Origin of the sequence: Paracrocinitomix mangrovi (genome assembly GCF_019740355.2) — a bacterium.
GTDB classification, from domain to species: domain Bacteria; phylum Bacteroidota; class Bacteroidia; order Flavobacteriales_D; family Crocinitomicaceae; genus Paracrocinitomix; species Paracrocinitomix mangrovi.
The window spans coordinates 3,163,901-3,183,550 of the sequence record NZ_CP091819.1; the positions used below are offsets into that span (position 1 = coordinate 3,163,901).

Annotated in this window: 15 protein-coding genes; 6 read left to right on the top strand and 9 right to left on the bottom strand. The window is 36.2% G+C overall.

Going from position 1 to position 19,650, the window contains the following annotated elements; genetic code table 11:
• Positions 1-60: 60 nt before the first annotated feature.
• Positions 61-3,696: a fibronectin type III domain-containing protein gene (locus K6119_RS14275; RefSeq protein WP_221832767.1), complete on the top strand. Its 3,636-nt coding sequence runs from the start codon at positions 61-63 to the stop codon at positions 3,694-3,696.
• A 114-nt stretch (positions 3,697-3,810) separates the two neighbouring features.
• A complete protein-coding gene (locus tag K6119_RS14280) occupies positions 3,811-4,344 on the top strand; it encodes a 3-hydroxyanthranilate 3,4-dioxygenase (protein WP_221832769.1) in 534 nt (177 codons plus the stop codon).
• A 1-nt stretch (position 4,345) separates the two neighbouring features.
• Here K6119_RS14280 and K6119_RS14285 read toward each other — a convergent pair whose 3' ends face one another.
• The 7 genes from K6119_RS14285 to K6119_RS14315 form a co-directional block, all read right to left on the bottom strand.
• Positions 4,346-8,206: a DUF7948 domain-containing protein gene (locus K6119_RS14285; protein ID WP_221832771.1), complete on the bottom strand. Its 3,861-nt coding sequence runs from the start codon at positions 8,204-8,206 to the stop codon at positions 4,346-4,348.
• Positions 8,207-8,423: 217 nt separating this feature from the next.
• A complete protein-coding gene (locus K6119_RS14290) occupies positions 8,424-8,849 on the bottom strand; it encodes a toxin-antitoxin system YwqK family antitoxin (RefSeq protein WP_221832774.1) in 426 nt (141 codons plus the stop codon).
• A gap of 5 nt (positions 8,850-8,854) precedes the next feature.
• Positions 8,855-9,832, bottom strand: a complete 978-nt coding sequence (locus K6119_RS14295; RefSeq protein WP_221832775.1) for a polyprenyl synthetase family protein — start codon at positions 9,830-9,832, stop codon at positions 8,855-8,857.
• 75 nt (positions 9,833-9,907) lie between these two features.
• Positions 9,908-10,612: a tRNA pseudouridine(55) synthase TruB gene (truB, locus tag K6119_RS14300; protein WP_221832777.1), complete on the bottom strand. Its 705-nt coding sequence runs from the start codon at positions 10,610-10,612 to the stop codon at positions 9,908-9,910.
• Positions 10,605-11,402 (bottom strand): undecaprenyl-diphosphate phosphatase, encoded by a 798-nt coding sequence (locus tag K6119_RS14305; protein WP_221832778.1) that lies wholly within the window; start codon positions 11,400-11,402, stop codon positions 10,605-10,607. Before K6119_RS14305 ends, truB begins: the two co-directional genes overlap by 8 nt.
• Positions 11,403-11,411: 9 nt before the next feature.
• On the bottom strand, positions 11,412-11,645 hold the full coding sequence (locus tag K6119_RS14310; RefSeq protein ID WP_221832779.1) for a DUF3098 domain-containing protein: 234 nt from the start codon (positions 11,643-11,645) through the stop codon (positions 11,412-11,414).
• 14 nt (positions 11,646-11,659) lie between these two features.
• Positions 11,660-12,541: a cell division protein FtsX gene (locus K6119_RS14315; RefSeq protein WP_221832780.1), complete on the bottom strand. Its 882-nt coding sequence runs from the start codon at positions 12,539-12,541 to the stop codon at positions 11,660-11,662.
• A 106-nt stretch (positions 12,542-12,647) separates the two neighbouring features.
• On the opposite strand from K6119_RS14315, the gene K6119_RS14320 reads away from it, so the two are divergent.
• Positions 12,648-13,250, top strand: a complete 603-nt coding sequence (locus K6119_RS14320; RefSeq protein ID WP_221832781.1) for a YceI family protein — start codon at positions 12,648-12,650, stop codon at positions 13,248-13,250.
• A 71-nt stretch (positions 13,251-13,321) separates the two neighbouring features.
• On the opposite strand, the gene hppD is transcribed toward K6119_RS14320, so the two are convergent.
• Positions 13,322-14,488, bottom strand: coding sequence for a 4-hydroxyphenylpyruvate dioxygenase (hppD, locus tag K6119_RS14325; RefSeq protein WP_221832782.1), 1,167 nt, complete (start codon positions 14,486-14,488; stop codon positions 13,322-13,324).
• A 109-nt stretch (positions 14,489-14,597) separates the two neighbouring features.
• Positions 14,598-15,755, bottom strand: a complete 1,158-nt coding sequence (locus K6119_RS14330) for a homogentisate 1,2-dioxygenase (protein WP_221832783.1) — start codon at positions 15,753-15,755, stop codon at positions 14,598-14,600.
• Positions 15,756-16,037: 282 nt separating this feature from the next.
• On the opposite strand from K6119_RS14330, the gene K6119_RS14335 reads away from it, so the two are divergent.
• The 3 genes from K6119_RS14335 (at position 16,038) to cysS (ending at position 19,554) form a co-directional block, all read left to right on the top strand.
• Entirely contained in the window at positions 16,038-16,970 is a 933-nt protein-coding gene (locus K6119_RS14335; protein WP_221832785.1) for an NAD-dependent epimerase/dehydratase family protein, read from the top strand.
• A 141-nt stretch (positions 16,971-17,111) separates the two neighbouring features.
• The gene (locus tag K6119_RS14340; RefSeq protein ID WP_221832788.1) at positions 17,112-18,029 is read left to right on the top strand and encodes a toxin-antitoxin system YwqK family antitoxin; all 918 of its coding nucleotides are present in this window, start codon (positions 17,112-17,114) and stop codon (positions 18,027-18,029) included.
• 82 nt (positions 18,030-18,111) lie between these two features.
• Positions 18,112-19,554: a cysteine--tRNA ligase gene (gene cysS / locus K6119_RS14345; RefSeq protein ID WP_221832790.1), complete on the top strand. Its 1,443-nt coding sequence runs from the start codon at positions 18,112-18,114 to the stop codon at positions 19,552-19,554.
• The last annotated feature ends 96 nt before the right edge of the window (positions 19,555-19,650 follow it).

The following is a 19,650-nucleotide window of genomic DNA, read 5'->3' on the forward strand; positions in this document are numbered from 1 at the left end:
TAAAGTTTTATTCCGAAATTTAGCGCCGAAAGTAAGTTATGTTTAAATTAAATTAGAGTTATGAAGAAAATTTACGCTTTAGTGTTAGGCTTGGTGCTGAGTTCCTCAGCCTTGGCTCAATACTGTGTAACCGGTGTAGGTCCTTCCTTTACAGGCGATACAAATGTAGAAGGAGTTGCCCTCAACGGTGAAACAATGAATATTAATTACACCGGGTGTCCTGGTGTTGCAGGAGTGGAAGATCAAACGAGCCAGGTGGCAGATGTGATTGCAGGAAACTCCTATACCGTTGATGTTACTTGGGGGACATGTGGGGGTAGCTATTCCAATGCTTGTGAAGTTTGGATCGATTTTGATGGTTCACAATCATTTGAACCGAGTGAAAGTGTAGGTACGCTTACATGGGCGGGAGGAACAGGTAACCTTCAATCTTATGGTTTCACAGTTCCCGTTTTGGCATTAAATGGAACACATAGAATGCGTGTAATGTCAAGAGAAAGTGGAGCTTTACCTCTTGATCCTTGCGGGGCATATGATTGGGGGTCTGTTACAGACTTTTCCATCACAATTACTGGTGGTTCTTCATGTGGACCAGCTACAGCATTGAGTGTTTCAAATGTTCAGTCAACTTCTGCTGATCTATCTTGGACTCAAGATGGTGGTTCTGTCACAGATAATGTTGAGTGGGGATTTCCTGGTTTTACACCAGGTACTGGAGCAGAGCAAGGTTCAGCAACAGGAGTAAGTGGTGGAACAACTAGTGCAACTGGTTTGTTGTCTGCTACAAATTACGAGTATTATGTGCAAACTGATTGTGGTGGTACTCAAAGTGCATGGGCAGGGCCTTATTCATTCTCAACTTCGGGAACATGTGGTTTCTTTGATATCTCATTATTTGATACGTGGGGAGATGGATGGAACGGAGGAACTGTTGATGTATACATTAATGGCGTATTATACCAAAGTGGTTTAACAGTTGCTTCTGGTAACGGACCGGTAGTTTACCAAATTCCAGTGAATAATGGAGATATAGTTTCACTTGATTATACCGCAGGTGGTTTTTCATCTGAAAATGAAATTACAGTTTATGACCAAATCGGAACTGTTGTGGCTACTGAAGGTTTAAGTGGTGCTACTCCTAATGATATTGGAGACTACACAATACCAACCGGTTTAGTTGCATGTCCGTCTTGTCCTTCGCCATCTAACTTTGCCTCTTCTAATCTTACGGATACTTCAGTAGATTTGTCTTGGACTGAAAATGGAGGTGCAACGGCATGGGAAATTGAGTATGGAGCTCCTGGATTTACACCTGGAACGGGAACAAGTATGATCACAGCAAACAACCCTGAAACAGTTTCAGGTTTAACTTCAGAAACACCTTATGATTTTTATTTAAGAGCTGTTTGTGGAGCTGGAGATACTAGTATCTATGTTGGGCCTCTTAGTATTGTAACACCTCTTGCATCTTTGAATTGTTCATTAGGTGATCCTTATATTATGTATGAAGCAGACTTTGAAGGCGGATTCCCTGGAGACTGGTCTTCTCCGGTTACTGGTCCTGACTGGACTCAAACAACAGGAGGAACAACTTCAACAGGAACTGGTCCAACGCAAGCTCATTCAGGAACTGGATACATGTATCTTGAAACATCTTCAGGAACAACAGGTCAAACTGATACATTATTTGCTCCAGACGTAGATTTAACAACTGGTTCTGGTGAGGCTAGAGTAACTTTCTATTACCATATGTTTGGTGCAACAATGAGTAAATTGGCTGTAGAAGCTTCAGGTGATGGAATTACTTGGACAGAGATTTGGTCAGATTCAGGTCAGGTTCAAGCACTTCAAACAGATCCATGGTTGGCAACTCAGGCTGATTTAACTCCATATGTAGGAAACGTTGTTAGTTTAAGAGTGATTGGACACAGAGGATCAAGCTTTACTGGTGATATGGCGATTGATTTTTGGAGAGTTGAAGCTTGTTTAACTTGTCCACAACCTACTGCTCTTGATACTTCAAATGTTACAGAAACAACTGTAGACTTGAACTGGACTGCAGGTAATACAGAAACTGCTTGGGTAATTGAGTACGGTCCTGATGGATTTACACCTGGAACAGGTACAACTGTTGGAACAACTTCAAATCCTCATACTGTAACTGGATTGATTGACAATACAGATTATGATTTTTATGTGTATGCTGATTGTGGTGGAGGAGATACAAGTATGTACACTGGTCCTGTAAGTGCATGGACAGATACAGTTTGTGCTCCGGTAACTAACTTAGCGTTTACTTATACAGGTAATGATACAGTAGCGTTTGATTGGACTCCAGGATTTTTAGAGTCTATGTGGAATGTTTCTTATGGAACTGCAGGTTTTACTCCTGGTTCAGGAACTCAATTCAGTACAAGTAACTTCCCTGATTCAGTAACTGGTTTAGGTGCTGGTGTTTGGGATTTCTATGTACAAGCTGATTGTGGTTCAGGTTTAAATAACCCTTGGACTGGTCCAATTACTTATACTGTACCATTGACTAACGACATCCCTTGTACTGCAATTGATGTGCCGGTAGATGGTTCTTCAACTACTTATCACAACTTAACTGCTACTGAAGGTGGTAGTGAGCCTACAAACGGATTCAATACTGTTTGGTTTACATTTGACGCTCCAACTACTGGACATGTTGAAATCAGAACTTGTGGAAACGATTTTGATAACATGATTGCAGTTTATGAAGCTACAGATTGTAACAACTTTGGTACTTTTACATTAGTTGATGAAGCTACATTTAATCCATTCGCAGTTTGTTCTGGAGTTGATCCTGCAGGTATGAACTTATGTGGATTAACACCAGGTAATACTTATTACTTAGTAGTAGGTTCAGAAACTTCTGGTAATACTGGAATCTTCCCATTACAATTAACTGAATTGCCAGCTGTTGAAGCAGGTACTGCAATGCCGGTTGATGCTTGTGAGGATGACACTGCTGTTGAATTATTCAATGCAATTACTGGAAACTTAACTCAAAATGGTCAGTGGTATGAAAATGCTGCTACGGCTGGAAACGAGATCAACAACTCAGTAAGTATGTTGAACTACCCTGTAGGAACTAACACATTCTTCTATGTTGATCAAGAAGTTTGCGGAACTGATACAGTTGAAACTACTGTAAATGTTGTAGCACTTCCAAACGTTGGTGTTGGTTCAACTATCAATGCTGGATGTAACTACGGTGCAGTAAGTTTATTTGATGGTTTATCTGGAAATGTTGACTTAGGAGGTACTTGGTATGATTCTGACGGAACGCCTGTTGGTGGTTCATTAGTTAATTTTGATGGAGAAGCTGCTGGAACTTACACTTACAACTATGTAGTTGATAATGGAGTTTGTCCTGCTGATTCATCAACAGTTCAAGTTGATATCATTGATTGTACTGGAATTGGAGAAGAAGATATTACAGCTTCTGTTTATCCTAACCCGGTTTCAGGTATCTTGTTTGTTAACTTACCAAATGCTGACGCAGGTACAACTGTTCAGTTGATTGGTATTAACGGACAAGCTGTTGCTCAACCAATGGCTGTTAATTCAGATATCGTAAAAATTGATATGTCAGATTATGCTGATGGTGTTTATTTCATTAGAGTTACCGCAAATGGTGCTACTAAAGAAATTAAAGTTGTTAAGCAATAACTGAATTACAATAATTGAAGGACCGCACCTCTTTTGGGGTGCGGTTTTTTTATGCTGACTTTTGTCAGAATAAGGAATAAGTATTTTTAGTAAATTGAACCAAAATTTTAAATCATGGCTATAGCACCCCCTTTTAATTTGAAGAAATGGATTGATGATAACAGAGATTTATTAAAACCTCCTGTATCTAATAAAAATCTATATACTGAAGCAGATGATTACATTGTGATGATAGTTGGTGGACCAAATGCTAGAAAAGATTATCATTATAATGAAACTGAAGAATTGTTCTATCAATTAGAAGGTGATATCGTTGTAACAATTCAAGAAAATGGTGAAGCCAAAAAGGTGGAGATAAAGGCAGGTGATATGTTCTTATTGCCGGCAAAAATCCCTCATAATCCTGTACGTCCTGCAAACTCTGTTGGCTTGGTAGTTGAGAGAGTAAGAAAAGGTACAGACTTTAAAGACGGTTTGATGTGGTTTTGTGATGAATGTAATAATCAATTACACGCTACGTATTTTGAATTAAATAATGTAGAGAAGGATTTTCAACCTAGATTTAAAGAATTCTATACTTCTGAGGATCTTCGTACTTGTGATAAGTGCGGTCATGTTATGGAAGTAGATCCAAGATTTGTTGACTAAACTATTTTAATACGGTAACGTGCCCTCTTAATGTATGAGGGTCGTTATTGATATCAATATATCTAACCTGCCAGATATATACATCATCTTTTACCAATACACCATGATAGGTTCCATCCCAGTATTCATCAGCTGAGTTCAAAGTTTTAATTAATTCACCCCATCTGTTGAAAATCAACATTTCAAAATCTATTACATTCAATACTTCTGCTTTAAAGTATGGGTTAATGCCATCCCCGTTAGGTGTAAATGCATTTGGAATGTAAATTAATGGATCAAAGTAGATAGGAACATTTGCCCAATTTGTACAGCCATTTGCATCTGTGATTGTTGCAGTATAAACGTAATGAGTTTCTGGCCATACATATGGATCCACACAATCTAAGCAAGAAATATTGTAATCAGGAGACCAGACAATATCTCCATTTCCTTGTGCCCATATATGTATGGTATCTTGTAATACAGCATAAACAGGAGGAGAAACTTGTATTGAAGGAGTAGGGAACAGAAATACGTTTGTAAAAGCAGTATCCTTACATCCATATTGATCCGTAACAATTACTCGGTATTGTGTACTTACAGGTGGAGTAGCAACAGTTGTAGCACTTTGTGACCCAGTTAAATTAGCAGAAGGGGACCATGAGTAACTAACACCACCACTTGCTGATAAAATAGCAGATTCACCTGGACAAACAGTTGTGTCAGGATTGGCTTCAGCTATTACTTCAATTACATCTACAAAAATCGAATCTGGAGTTATACCACATGCATTAATAGCATCTACATAGTATGTTGTATCCACCAATGGATTAACAATTGGATTATCGACAGTAGTGCTACTAATATTATAATTAGGAGACCATATGTATGAAGTTCCTCCTGTTATTAAAAGCTGCTCGCTAGCTCCTTTACATAAGTATATTTGATCATCCAGGATAGGAAAAGGTAAATCAAGATCAACCCATACTTGCGTAGTATCCTTTAAAATACAGCCTTCTTGTGTGGTGACTGTTACAATATAGTCTGTTGTTGAGTTTGGTGAGGCTATTGGTGTTGCGCTAGATGCATTATCCAAACTTCCTGATGGCGTCCAACTATATGAAATACCTCCGCTAGCCCATAAAGGAGCTGTTTCTCCAATACAAATTGCCGTATCAGGAGATGCTTCAGCATGTGTATCATACACTGAAACGATTACTTCAACCTGACTGCTTCCACAAACACTTGTTACATCAACTATAAATGTGGTTTCCTCATAAATTGTAGCAACTGGATTTGCACTATTTGGGTTGTCTAAAACATCCGGTGGTCCCCAGCTGTATGTGTCACCACCATTAGCAAATAACTGAACAGAAGTTCCGGGACAAATAGTATCCTGTAATGTGCCGGCCTGAGCTTGTAATAATTGAATAGTTACATCCAAATATGCCGTGTCTGGCTCATAACAACCGGATGCATCTGAAACAATTAGCATTACTGTATAATCTCCCGGGTTTTGATAAAAGTGAGTAGGTTGAAAATCTGTAGAAATACTTCCGTCTCCAAAATCCCAGAAATATTGATTACCGTTTTGAGAATCATTTATAAAATTAACCGGGTCAGGTATACATACTACGGGATTAGCCGCACTTAAAGTGGCCTCAATTTTTGATAATTCAAATAAAAATGCAGCCATATTACAGTTGCTGGAGTTGTTTGTTTGAGAATATACTCCGGGCGTAGTAGGAAATCCACTTGAATTTCCCCCACATGCAGCACATACAGCATGATAGACTCCTCCTTCTTTATCAAATCTTGAAGTTCCGCCATCTACGTGATCATTAGAACCATTTTGACTCCCCATATAAGTTGAATACTTAAGACTGGCCATATCTTGTTCAAATAGAGCTAAATAAAAATTACTCCCTGAAGTTGTTGCCTGGTATGCATCACTTGTAATCGGCATACCGCTACTTGAACTGTTGATTGCAGAAGAATTAGAAGAATTGGTTACTCCACCCCAACCTGCAATGTATATTTCATAACAGTCAGAAACAAGAAAGGCCGTAGGTGATAATTCTTCATCACCTGAACTTGCACCAAATGTACTTGTCCACATAGAAGTGGTTAATGTGTTGTTGAGTTTTTGAATAAATTGACCGCTATTGGCGTTACCATAAACTCCTGATGAAATAGCATAACTTCCTTTGGTTTGACCATATAAGTAGACATTGTCATCAGGGTCCAACTGCACAAAGTATGCTTGATCATAATCCCCGGTTCCAACATAAGATGACTTAGGATTGTTGTAGTTAGGCGCATTAAATTTTGCGACATATCCATCTGTTGATCCACCTTGAAAACTTGGCCATGCCTGTCCTGATGTGTAGGGGAAGTTGCTACTTGTAGTTCCTCCTGCCACATAAATATCGCCTGTTGAACTTAATTGGATACTGTTCCCTGATTCAAGTGAAGAACCTCCAAGATATGTACTCCATATCAATGAACTTAGGGTAGGGTTGAATTTCGCAATTATCGCGTCTTGAGTTCCGGATAAAGAAGTTTGATTTCCTCCTTGTATTTCAATATTTGTTGAGGTTGTACTTGAGCAGATATAAACGTTCAAAGCGTCATCCACCATGATTTCACCTCTTAATTGATCTCCATAATTAAAAGCTATTGATGACCCTGAATTGGAGATTCCATCAGTACCTGATCCACCATAATAAGTGCTACCCAATAGATTGGCTCCGTTTCCTGAAAGTCTGGTAATGTAAATATCTGATCCACCAGTAAACTGAATACCATCAATTACCATACTTGCACCTCCATCATGAGACGATTGAAAAGCAGATCCTGATACAGGAAAGTTGGTTGACGAAGTGGCTCCCATTACCAATAGGTCGTTATTTGCATTTGAAATGATACTGTGAGGAGTTTCACTTCCGTTACCACCTAAAAAAGTTGAGAATATTAAGCCTGTTCCGCTGGCATTGAACTTGGTTAAAACAACATCTTGTTGTCCTGAATTCCAACCGGTGTCATAAGCTCCGGCAGTTGTCGGATACAAAGACCCAAAAACGATTCCACCGGCTACTAGATTTTTGTTTGCATCCGGGCAAGCTGTCATTCCCCAGTTATCTGCTTGTGAACCTGTAAAAGTAGAAAAGGCAAGTTGTGGATCAATTACTAGTACTTCACTTGTATCGTATCCTTCAGGAAAAATAAATTGCATTTGATTGCCATGCAATTGATATTCACAACTTACTTTTTGTCTTAACCCATTGACTATCTGAAAGGCAAATGGTTTACTTTCAGTAATGGTTCCCATGGAAGTTGCAATTACTAACTCTCCATCTTCATTGATAGATAAATTATCTTGACCTTGATATGCAACCTGAATGACTGAAGGATCAACGTTTGGTTGAATAGTAAAATCATATTTTAAGGTTGAATTTTTCTCGTATAAAGAGAGATTGATCCCGTTGTAAAGACTTATGTAGTCAACTTTACCACAAGGATAGATGTTTGACTTCCACTTAGTGCTATCATTGCCCAAGAAGTAATTTTCATAAAAAGTAGCCTGTTTGGATTCCTCAAAAATTGGCTGAGGATTAGCTCCTATGAATGTTGTCTTAACCACGTGTCCTTTAAAAGGTTCGGCAGGGTGATTCTCATGGCTATGATCGTAAATTTCCCCAGAATTGTTGAGGTCGTAAGTAAATCCATTTTTTTCCAGATACATAAATCCGGACGGTAAATTGATTTTGTATGAAACATGATTATCCCATTGTCCTCTATTAGGATGTATCCAGATGTCATCCTGAGCAAACATTTGTTGCCCAGCTAACAATACTATGAGAAGTAATACAATTCGTTTCATTTTTCAATTCTTGATCCCGATAGCTAAACTGCCACCTAAAACTTTCAAAAACTGAAGTTGGGTTAAGTTTCTATTACAAATATCTTACCAAACAGCAATTGGAATTAAAGATACTAATTATCAGTGCATTGAGCCTAATAATTCTTTGTACGGTAGTAGCCAATTATTGTTTGGTATAAACAAGACGATTATGAAAGGTGGAAAGTTTGCTAAAAGGCTAGAAGTTTTCCTCTTTTGAAAGATTTCCTTCTTCATCATAGAATTTCCACAAACCGGTTTTTTTGTCGGCTTTGTATTCACCAACATATCTAACCTTTCCATTTGGGAAGAAAGTTAATGAATGTCCTTCTTTGATTCCATCAGAATAATATGATTCGCTCCATTTGGTTCCATTGTCATAGTAAGATACCCAAAGTCCTTCGCGATTACCATTTTCATTGAGTTTTCCTTCTATTGAAAGTTGACCATTAGGATGAAACTCTTGGTAAACATCTTTAGGTACTTCTGATTGAATTTCTGAATTTTCAGTTGTTTGATTGATTTCTTCAGAATTATTCTGGTCGTTATTCTCTTCGTGATTTTCTTCATTACCAGAGCAAGCAACAAAAAGTAATGAAATTAATAGCCAGCTAAATGTTCTCATTTTTATTATTTATCTCTGTTTACTGTATATTCTACAAGTCCAACAAGTGCCCTTTTTGCGTCATTATCTTCAACGTCAGCAATTACATCAAGCGCTTGTTTTTTAATTTCCATCATTCTTTCATGAGCGTATTTTACTCCTCCGGATGCAATAACCATTTGTATTGCTTCTTTCACATATTTACGCTTCTCATTGTGTTTTTTTACAATGTTGATGAGCTTTTTACGATCTGTAGGACTGGCATTATTTAAAGTATAAATTAGCGGTAAAGTCATTTTACGCTCTCTAATGTCATTTCCTGTTGGTTTTCCAATCTTTTCAGCATCACCGTAGTCAAAAATATCGTCCTTAATTTGAAAGGCGATTCCTACCAATTCACCAAATTTTTTCCATTTGCTTACCATTGCCGGGTCATCAGAAACAGATGCTGCACCAGCTGCACAACAACTCGCGATTAATGAAGCCGTTTTTTGTCTAATTATATCAAAATATACTTCTTCTGTAATGTCTAATCTTCTAGCTTTTTCTATTTGCAATAATTCCCCTTCACTCATTTCTCTAACTGCCGTAGAAACGATTTTTAAAATTTGGAATTCTTTGTTGTCTACTGACATTAATAGTCCTCTTGCTAATAGATAATCACCAACTAAAACCGCAATTTTATTTTTCCAAAGTGCATTGACAGAGAAAAATCCTCTTCTTTCATTTGCATCATCAACTACATCATCATGTACAAGCGTTGCGGTATGTAATAATTCAATTAAGGATGCTGCTGTGTAGGTAGATTCTTCAACTTTTCCGTTGATTGTTTTGGCAGTTAAAAACACGAACATAGGTCGCATTTGTTTACCTTTTCTTTTAATGATGTAGTGCGTTATTTTGTCCAATAATGCAACTTCAGACTTCATAGAAGCTTTGAACTTTTGCTCAAAGATTTCCATTTCTGAAGCGACATTGGCTTTTATTTCACGTACGGTTACCATTAGTACAAAGATAAGGCTAAACAAATAGCAAAGATTTTATTCTAAAGATAATTTGATGGATAACGGTTTGATTCTCTAATTCTCTTTGATGACCTCTAACCATTCTTCAACGTTCATGGCTCCATCTAATTTGTATTCTCCAATGGCTTCTCTTCTTAAGGCAGCTAGATGTCCCCCGGAATCTAATTTTTTTCCAAAATCGTGAGCGATTGATCTGATATATGTTCCTTTAGAACAGGTGATCATAAAATGAACGTCATTACCATCAACCTTAACAATGTCAAACTTTGAGATTTCTATTTCCTTAGGTTTTAGTTCAACATCTTGTCCTTTTCTAGCAAAATCATATGCTTTTTTGCCCTGCACTTTTTTTGCTGAAAAAATAGGAGGATATTGGTCTTGAAATCCTTCCATTGACTTTGCTGTTTGACGAATTATTTCTTCAGTAATGTGAGCTGTGTCAAAATGTTCATTTATTTCTGTTTCCAGGTCATATGATGGTGTGGTTGAGCCAAGTCTGATAATTCCGGAATACACTTTTTCCATCCCCATAAGTGATTCAATGGTTTTGGTTTTTTTACCAGTGCAAATAATTAATAATCCATCTGCTAATGGATCAAGTGTACCTGCATGACCAACTTTAATTTTTTTAACTCCAATTTTGTGTTTGATGGTGTACCTTAGTTTATTGACAACATCAAATGAAGTCCATTCTAAAGGTTTGTTAACCAACAGTACTTCACCTTCAATAAAATTGTATTTACTTGCTTGATTATCCATTGATAACGGCATATACCATTGCTCCAATTCCAACTAGAAAACAGTAAAAAGAAAAATATTTTAGTTGTGCTTTTTTAACCAATGCAATCATCCAATTACATGCTAAAAGACCGGTTACAAATGCTACGATAAATCCTACCGCAAGTGGAGCAAAATCTGCAGTGTCAAATGCGATTTTATCACTCATCATGTCTTTGGCCATCAATCCAAATATCAAAGGCACTACCATTAAGAATGAAAATCTTGCCGATTTATCTCTGTCAATACCCAGTAAAACCGCAGTTGAAATTGTGGCGCCAGATCTTGAAATACCCGGTAAAATTGCAATAGCTTGAGATAATCCGATTATCAGTGCTGCTGAAAAACCTACTTGTTTTTCTGTGTTTTTTGCCTTATCTGCCAAAAACAGAAGTAAACCTGTTACCAGAAGCATACATCCCACTAATAAAACATTACCATTAAAAAAAGATTCGATTTGATCTTCAAGAAATAAACCAACTAAAACAGCTGGAATCATTGAAAGAATGATTTTAACAGAAAACTTTGCTTCATCATTCCATTTAAACTGAAACAATCCTTTAAAGATGATGAGTAATTCTTTTCTGAATATTACAACGGTACTGCAAGCTGTGGCAAAATGAAGTACCACTGTCATCAACATGCTTTTGTCCGGATCCAGGTCATTATCTAAAACTGAATTGGCCAAAACTAGATGACCACTGCTACTTACTGGTAAAAATTCAGTAAGCCCTTGAATTACACCAAGAACAATGGCTTCTAATATGCTCATTGAAAGATGTTAAGATTTGTTTTTCTTCATGATCCCAACGATCACAACAACATATCCTCCAATAACTAAAATAGGAGCAAGAGTGATTCTAGTCCAGCTAAACATTTCATCTTCATTAAAGACATTAGGATCTTCAGATCCTCCACCCATCATTAAGATGAAACCAAGGAATGCTACAATTACACCAATGATAAGAAGCATGATGTTTTGTTTTCCAAATACGAAATTGTTTTCTGTGCTCATGAGGGCAAATTTAATTAATATAAGTTATCAAGGTCAAGTCTTAAGTACTTTCTCAATGCCAATTGAGTACTAACAACTGTTATTAATACACCAAATAAAATCAAGATGGCAAATACAATATAAAAGTGACCTACATTAGTCATTTCAAGAATAATCGGGTAATTTTTTTCAATTACATAGATCAATCCCAATAGTAAACATCCGGCAATTAATCCTGATAACAATCCTTGACCTATTGCAGCCATAAAAAATGGTCTTTGAATAAATCTAGGAGTGGCACCAACCAATTGCATTGTTTTAATTAAGAATCTTTTGGAGAATAAGGCAAGTCTAATGGTGTTGTTGATTAATCCAATTGAGATAATTAATAGTAAAATTCCAATAACAGAGATGAAATAGATAGGCTTTTGAAGATTTTTGCCATAATTCTCAAATATTTCCTCTTGATAGATAACTTCTTTGATGCGTCCATTGTATTCAGTCATCAACTCTTTTTCAATCTGTTGCATTTGCTCAATTGAGAAAAAATCTTTTTTCAAAGACATTACAATATGCTGATCTAATGGATTTTCTCCATCTATAATGCTTAGGTCTATATCTTCATCCACTTCTTCTCTATAAATAGCTAAAGCGTCATCTGCAGATCGATAAAAAGCTTTTGAAGTGTAATCTTTGGCGGCTATTTCAGTTTCGATCATCTTTAATTCCAAATCATTAACTGTTTCATTGAAGTAAAGCGATACTTCGTAGCTCTCAATCTTAGAGTTCTTTAAATGATTGAATCCTAAGGCGAGCCATGCGGCTATTCCCATAAAGAATAATACCAATACGATTCCAACAATAGTGGAGACATATGCTGTCTGAACTCCTCTTTTATTCTCGCGACTTTTAGCCATGGGTTAAAAGTAGGAATAAAAGTTTTTTTAAAAATATTTGTTTAAACATATATAGAATTATTTAGGTATTTTTTAGATTTGTCCCTCACAAATAAAAAGTTAAGTAATGAAAAAAAGATTTATTTATGGATTTGCTGCATTTGCAATGGCTTTCAGTTTAGTAGCTTGCGGTGGTGAATCAGAAGAAAACACTGAAGAAGGAACTGAAAATACTGAAACTACTGAGGAAGTAGTTGCTGTAGAAAACACAATTGATGCAGAAGCTTCAACAATTAATTGGTGGGCAATGGATGGCGAAGAAAAAGGTCATACAGGAACTATTGCTATCAAAGAAGGAACTTATACTGTAGAAGGTGATAAAGTTACTGCTGCTGCTATGTCAGTTGATATGGGATCAATGACTTCTGATAGCGAGAAATTAACAGGACATTTACAGACTGCTGATTTCTTTGATATTGAAAATTATGGATCTACAACTTTTACATTTAACAAGCATGAAGATGGTGTCGTTTACGGTACTTTAAGTGTTGTTGGAATGGAAATGGCTGTTGAAGCTCCAGTTACTGTTAGCGAAGGAGCTGTTGCAGTATCAGATTTTTCTGTAGACATGGTACAGTTACCATTTTTCCAAACAGAGAGAGCTGAAAAACCAGAAGCTGAGTGGCATAACACAAACATCTGGTTCAATGCAAACATTGTTGCAAAGTAATTTAGATAACAATTGATTAAACAAAAAGGGGAGCAATTTAATTGCTCCCCTTTTTTTATTCTTTATTATTCTTAGAGTGTACCTCTTTTTTCTTGTTCACGTTCGATAGATTCGAATAACGCCTTAAAGTTACCTGCACCAAAACCTCTAGCTCCCATTCTTTGGATAATTTCAAAGAACATGGTTGGTCTATCTTCAACAGGTTTTGTAAAGATTTGTAACAAATAGCCTTCTTCATCTGCATCAATCATAATACCAAGGCTTTTTAATATTTCAATATCTTCAGCAAGTTCATGATTGTGTGCCCCTAATCTTCCGGGTACTTCTTCATAATAAGTATCAGGCGGAGTGGAAAGGAATTCTACACCTCTTGCTCTCATTCCTTTTACAGTTGAAATTATATCATCTGTAGCAACAGCTATATGTTGGCATCCGGGTCCTTCATAAAAATCAAGATATTCTTCAATCTGAGATTTTTTCTTTCCTTCTGCAGGTTCGTTGATAGGGAATTTAATTCTACCATTACCATTACTCATTACTTTACTCATAAGAGCAGAGTATTCAGTATGTATTTGTTTGTCATCAAAAGAAAGGAAATTTTCAAATCCCATTACATCTTCGTACCATTTAACCCATTGGTTCATTTCTCCCCAACCTACATTACCAACCATATGGTCGATATATTTTAATCCAAGAGGTTCAGGATTATACTCAGATTCCCATGAAACAAAGCCAGGCATAAATATTCCGTTGTAGTTTTTTCTTTCTACAAACATGTGTACTGTTTCACCATAAGTATAGATTCCAGCTCTTACAATCTCACCATTTTCATCTTTTTCAACAGTAGGTTCCATGAAAGATTTAGCACCTCTAGAGGTAGTTTCTTTCCAGGCACTAGTTGCATCATCCACCCATAAAGCAATTACCTTAACACCATCTCCGTGTTTAACAATATGCTCATTGATTGGGTTTTTAGAATTTAATGGTGTAGTTAATACAAGTCTAATTTTATCTTGCTTAACAACATAAGAAACCTGGTCTTTACTTCCAGTTTCTAATCCTTTGTATGCATAAGATTGAAATCCAAATGCAGTTTTGTAAAAATGTGCTGCTTGTTTGGCATTTCCTACATATAATTCAACGTAATCAGTACCCAACAATGGTAAAAAATCTTGTGCTCCTTCAAATATTTTCTCTAATCCGTAATCAACAGATTTTAATCCTTTATTATCACTCATAATTTTCAATTTTATAATTGTCAATTATCAATAAACAATTTATAGCAATTTCAATATTTCTGTTATGTTCATTGAATATTGCCATTTGTTAATTGTTAATTGATTTGGCTTAGTGTAGCCATGATTTATAGTAATCTTTTACTTCAATATTTATTGCATCCTCACAGATCATTAATGGTTTAAATGTATCAACCATTACTGCCAGTTCCAAGGTTTCTTTTTTTCCAATAGATCCTTCGTAAGTTCCAGGATGTGGTCCATGTGGAATTCCCGCCGGGTGCAATGTGATTTGACCTTTTTGGATGTTATTTCTACTCATGAAATCTCCATCTACATAATATAAAACTTCATCAGAGTCTATATTACTGTGATTATATGGTGCCGGTATAGCATCCGGATGATAATCATATAACCTTGGCACAAAAGAGCAAATTACAAAACCTGCACATTCAAATGTTTGATGAATAGGTGGTGGCAAATGCACTCTTCCGGTTATTGGCTCGAAATCATGAATTGAAAACGCGTAAGGATAATTATATCCATCCCATCCAACAATGTCAAAAGGATGCGACTCATATACGTAATCGTACAAAATGTCTTCCTTTTTAATTTTTACAAGGAATTCACCTTTTTCATCAAATGTTTCCAATTCTACCGGAGGACGGATATCTCTTTCGCAAAATGGAGAGTGTTCCAATAATTGTCCAAACCAGTTTCTGTATCGTTTAGGAGTATAAATAGGAGAGGTTGATTCAACTATAAATAACCTGTTGTCTTCATCATCAAAATGCAGTTGGTAAATCATCCCCCTTGGTACTACCAGGTAATCTCCATAAGAAAAAGGAATGTTTCCCAATTGTGTTTTAAGCTTACCTGATCCCTTATGAATGAAAATTACTTCATCAGCATCAGCATTTTTATAGAAGTATCCGGTTGTTGATTTTTTAGGTGCAGACAAAACAATTTTGCAGTCACTGTTCATTAAAACAGTTTTACGACTTTCAATGTAGTCGTCAATTTGAGGAACATTATAACCTTGAAGACTAGTCATCTTCATGTTTTTAGCTACTGCTACCTTAGGTGTAACATCTTTTTGCCCCAAAATCTCTTTTACAAGAGTAGGAGGATAGTGATGGTACATTAAGGATGACATTCCATCAAAACCAATTGTTCCGAAAAGCTGTTCATGAAAAAGTGAACCATCTTCTTTTCTGTAAACTGTATGTCTTTTATGAGGGATTTTCCCCAGTTTATGATATATCGGCATAATATTGTGTTAAAATGAATAATAGAAATTTCTTCGCAAACGACAGAGTAGTCATTCCGGGTTTCTCTTGATTAAGAACTTCAATAATTCCAATAAATGTTCAAAAGTTCCTGATATCATTTATATCACTTTTATCTGCTATTCTAACAAAGATACTTAAAAACTGGGCATTATTTATATGATATTTGTCAGTGATCCTATTAAATAAAAATTATTTTTGTCCCTCCTCCTTTGTGGTAGGAACTATACCTAAATTTACCCTCTGCTCAAAAAATATAATTCATGAAGAAAATTTTAGTGATAGGTTCATCTGGACAAATCGGTACCGAATTGGTTACTGCACTAAGAGAAAAGTTTGGAAATGATGCCGTTGTAGCTTCTGATATAAAAGAAGTAAGTAATGATGATTCGGGTCCATTTGAGGTGCTTGATGTCATGGATATGGAGAAATTAACGGCCATTGTAGATAAACACGGGATCAACGAAATTTATCTGTTGGCGGCATTATTATCTGCTACAGCTGAAAAAAATCCAAAGTTCGCCTGGGATTTGAATATGATAGGATTATTCAATGTCTTGAATTTAGCAAAAGAAGGTAAAATAAATAAGGTATTTTGGCCTAGTTCAATAGCCGTATTTGGCCCGTCAACACCAAAGCACAATACGCCACAATTTACCATCATGGAACCAACTACAGTTTATGGCATTTCAAAACTGGCAGGTGAACGTTGGTGTGAGTATTACGCAAAGAACTATAATGTAGACGTAAGGAGTATTAGATATCCCGGTTTAATCAGTTATGCAAGTTTACCTGGAGGAGGAACTACCGATTATGCAGTAGACATTTTTTATTCTGCAAAAAAAGGAGAGAAATTTTCATGTTTTTTAAAGGCAGACACTCCACTTCCAATGATGTATATGGAAGATGCTATTAGGGCTACTATTGATTTGATGGAAGCGCCAGCTGAAAAGGTCAAAGTGCGTTCGTCGTACAATATTGCGGGTATGTCTTTTACCCCTGAAGAAATTTTTAATGCGGTAAAACGATTGAGACCTGATTTTGAAATAGAATATCAACCGGATTTTAGACAAAAAATTGCAGACTCATGGCCTGGAAGTATTGATGATTCTAAGGCTGCAGAGGATTGGGGCTGGAAAGCTAAATTTGATATTAACGACTTGGCACAGATTATGTTTGATAACGTAAGTGTGTAGTTGAAATATTTTATTCGAAAATTGCCTAATCTATTTTAAAGTTTTTTTTATCTTTAAATTTTACCGATTTGTCGAATTGATATTGAAACCCATGATATAATTCGTAAATTGCCTAACAGAAAAGAAACAACCCGCATTATTATGAAAAGAATTGTCGCCCTATTTACTTTCGTAATTCCAATTGCTGGATTATCCTTCAACGAAGTTGTTGAGGTTAAGCCTTTATCGTTCAAGTTAATGATTGAACAAGAAGGAGAAGACCCTCAAGGATATCCGAACAAAACAGACGAACAAGGAATGAAACAAGGCATGTGGACCATTTGGGGTCACATGAAACCAGAAAAAGGATACCCTGAAAAAGGGAAAATCGAAGAAGGTCCATACAAAGACAACAGAAAGAACGGAGAATGGATCAAATATCACAAAGACGGTAAAACTCCTAGATTAATTGGTGTGTATGAAAATAACAGACCAAATGGTGCCTACAAAAAGTACTACGAGAATGGTGGTATCATGGAAGAAGGTACTTTCTCTGGAGGAAAACAAAAAGAAGTTTTCAAGAGATACCATGAGAATGGAAATGTTGCTCAGGAAAAAACTTTCAATGCAGATGGTAAAGAAGACGGAAAGGTAGCTTACTACTTTGAAGATGGTACACCTGAGTTTGTTTTCACTAAGAAAGATGGAGTAACAGTAGGGACTGGTACAAGATACTACCCTAATGGAGATGTTAAAGAGATTATCACTTACAATGATGATGGATCAGTTGCTAAAACTGAGCAAAAAGACAGAGTGAATCCTCCTAAAGGACAAGTAGCTGATGAAACTGCCGGTGGTGGTGGACCAAGCGGAACTGCTGGAAAAACTAAAAACGGAGAGAAATTTAACCGTGACGGATACAACAAATTGTACAATTCTGATGATGAGTTGTGGATGGACGGACAATTCAAAAGTGGTAAACTTTGGGAAGGTAAGTTATACAAATACGATTCAGACGGAATTCTATTGAAAATCGAAATCTGGAAGAATGGTAAATATCACTCAGACGGACAACTTTAATTGATAGAAAAAGAATAATTTTACACCCCTGACGGATTCGTCAGGGGTTTTTTTATTTATTAATCTGAATCAAATAAGATTTATGGAAAGCAAATTACAGGTATACAACACACTGTCAGGTAATAAAGAAGTTTTTAAACCAATTGCAGAAGGAAGAATAGGCATGTATGTTTGTGGTCCTACTGTTTACAGTGATGTACATTTAGGTAATTGCCGAACATTTATCTCCTTTGATATGATTTATAGATATCTACTATACTCTGGTTACAAGGTAAGATATGTGCGAAACATTACTGATGCAGGACATCTTGAAGAGAGTCTAAGCGGTAAAGGAAAGTTGGATCAATTGGAACCAATGGAGATAGTGCAGAAGTACACTGTTGGATTTCATGATATTATGGGATTGTTTAATGCCCATCCTCCAACAATTGAACCTACCGCAACAGGTCACATCATAGAGCAAATTGAAATTACCAAAAACATACTTTCAAAAGGATTAGCTTATGAAAGTAATGGCTCTGTATATTTTGATGTTGAGAAATACAATGAGCAGGAAAATTACGGCGAGTTATCAGGAAGAAAAATTGAAGATTTGATTTCCGGTACCCGTGATTTGGATGGGCAAGACGAGAAAAAAAGTCCTTTGGATTTTGCTTTATGGAAGAAAGCTTCTCCTCAACATATAATGCGTTGGCCTTCACCATGGGGTGATGGTTTCCCTGGATGGCACCTTGAGTGTACCGCTATGTCTACTAAATATCTTGGTGAAAACTTTGATATACACGGTGGAGGAATGGATCTTAAGTTTCCGCATCACGAATGTGAGGTTGCTCAAGGAACAGCTGCAAATGGTAAAAAGCCAGTAAATTATTGGTTGCATACAAACATGTTGACCTTAAATGGTCAAAAGATGAGTAAATCTACAGGGAATACAATTTTGCCGTATGAATTATTTACGGGTGATAATAATTTCATGGATAAAGCTTATCATCCTATGGTAGTTAGGTTTTTTATGATGCAAGCACATTATAGAAGTGTTTTGGATTTTTCATCTCAAGCCTTATCTGCTGCAGAAAAAGGTTATAATAGATTAATGACTGCTGTAGCGGATTTAGAGTCTTTAAATACTGCTGAAAATAGTTCTGAAGATGTTCAAGCTTTGGTAAATTCATTTTACAATGCAATGGATGATGATTTTAACACTTCAATACTCATTGCTAATTTGTTTGAAGCAGCAACTTATATTAATAAAGTTAAGTCTGGCCAAGGAACAATTACCAAAGAAGATCTGGAAACCTTAAAAACAAAAATGCATGGTTTTGTATTTGATGTTTTAGGAGTTAATGCAATTCAAGAAGGAGCCAATGATAAATTAGACGTTGCCATGGAGATTATTTTGGAAGTAAGAAAGAATGCAAGAGAACAAAAAGATTGGAATACTTCTGATTTGATTAGAGATAAATTAAATGAAGCAGGTATTTCTGTTAAAGATGGAGCAGAAGGAACTAGTTGGTCTATTAATTAAAACTCCGAACATAAAGACATTAAAAAAGGCGATCTAATTTAGATCGCCTTTTTAATTCAATATATTTTACTTACTCGGCAGTAGTTTCAAACAACT

Excerpts from the sequence above, each read along its gene's own strand:
- K6119_RS14335 (WP_221832785.1), top strand. The coding sequence starts at position 16,038 with ATGAAGAAAATTTTAGTGATAGGTTCATCTGGACAAATCGGTACCGAA.
- K6119_RS14330 (WP_221832783.1), bottom strand. The coding sequence starts at position 15,755 with ATGCCGATATATCATAAACTGGGGAAAATCCCTCATAAAAGACATACA.
- K6119_RS14320 (WP_221832781.1), top strand. The coding sequence starts at position 12,648 with ATGAAAAAAAGATTTATTTATGGATTTGCTGCATTTGCAATGGCTTTC.
- K6119_RS14290 (WP_221832774.1), bottom strand. The coding sequence starts at position 8,849 with ATGAGAACATTTAGCTGGCTATTAATTTCATTACTTTTTGTTGCTTGC.
- K6119_RS14315 (WP_221832780.1), bottom strand. The coding sequence starts at position 12,541 with ATGGCTAAAAGTCGCGAGAATAAAAGAGGAGTTCAGACAGCATATGTC.
- truB (WP_221832777.1), bottom strand. The coding sequence starts at position 10,612 with ATGGATAATCAAGCAAGTAAATACAATTTTATTGAAGGTGAAGTACTG.
- K6119_RS14305 (WP_221832778.1), bottom strand. The coding sequence starts at position 11,402 with ATGAGCATATTAGAAGCCATTGTTCTTGGTGTAATTCAAGGGCTTACT.
- K6119_RS14275 (WP_221832767.1), top strand. The coding sequence starts at position 61 with ATGAAGAAAATTTACGCTTTAGTGTTAGGCTTGGTGCTGAGTTCCTCA.
- K6119_RS14285 (WP_221832771.1), bottom strand. The coding sequence starts at position 8,206 with ATGAAACGAATTGTATTACTTCTCATAGTATTGTTAGCTGGGCAACAA.
- hppD (WP_221832782.1), bottom strand. The coding sequence starts at position 14,488 with ATGAGTGATAATAAAGGATTAAAATCTGTTGATTACGGATTAGAGAAA.
- K6119_RS14295 (WP_221832775.1), bottom strand. The coding sequence starts at position 9,832 with ATGGTAACCGTACGTGAAATAAAAGCCAATGTCGCTTCAGAAATGGAA.
- cysS (WP_221832790.1), top strand. The coding sequence starts at position 18,112 with ATGGAAAGCAAATTACAGGTATACAACACACTGTCAGGTAATAAAGAA.
- K6119_RS14340 (WP_221832788.1), top strand. The coding sequence starts at position 17,112 with ATGAAAAGAATTGTCGCCCTATTTACTTTCGTAATTCCAATTGCTGGA.
- K6119_RS14310 (WP_221832779.1), bottom strand. The coding sequence starts at position 11,645 with ATGAGCACAGAAAACAATTTCGTATTTGGAAAACAAAACATCATGCTT.
- K6119_RS14280 (WP_221832769.1), top strand. The coding sequence starts at position 3,811 with ATGGCTATAGCACCCCCTTTTAATTTGAAGAAATGGATTGATGATAAC.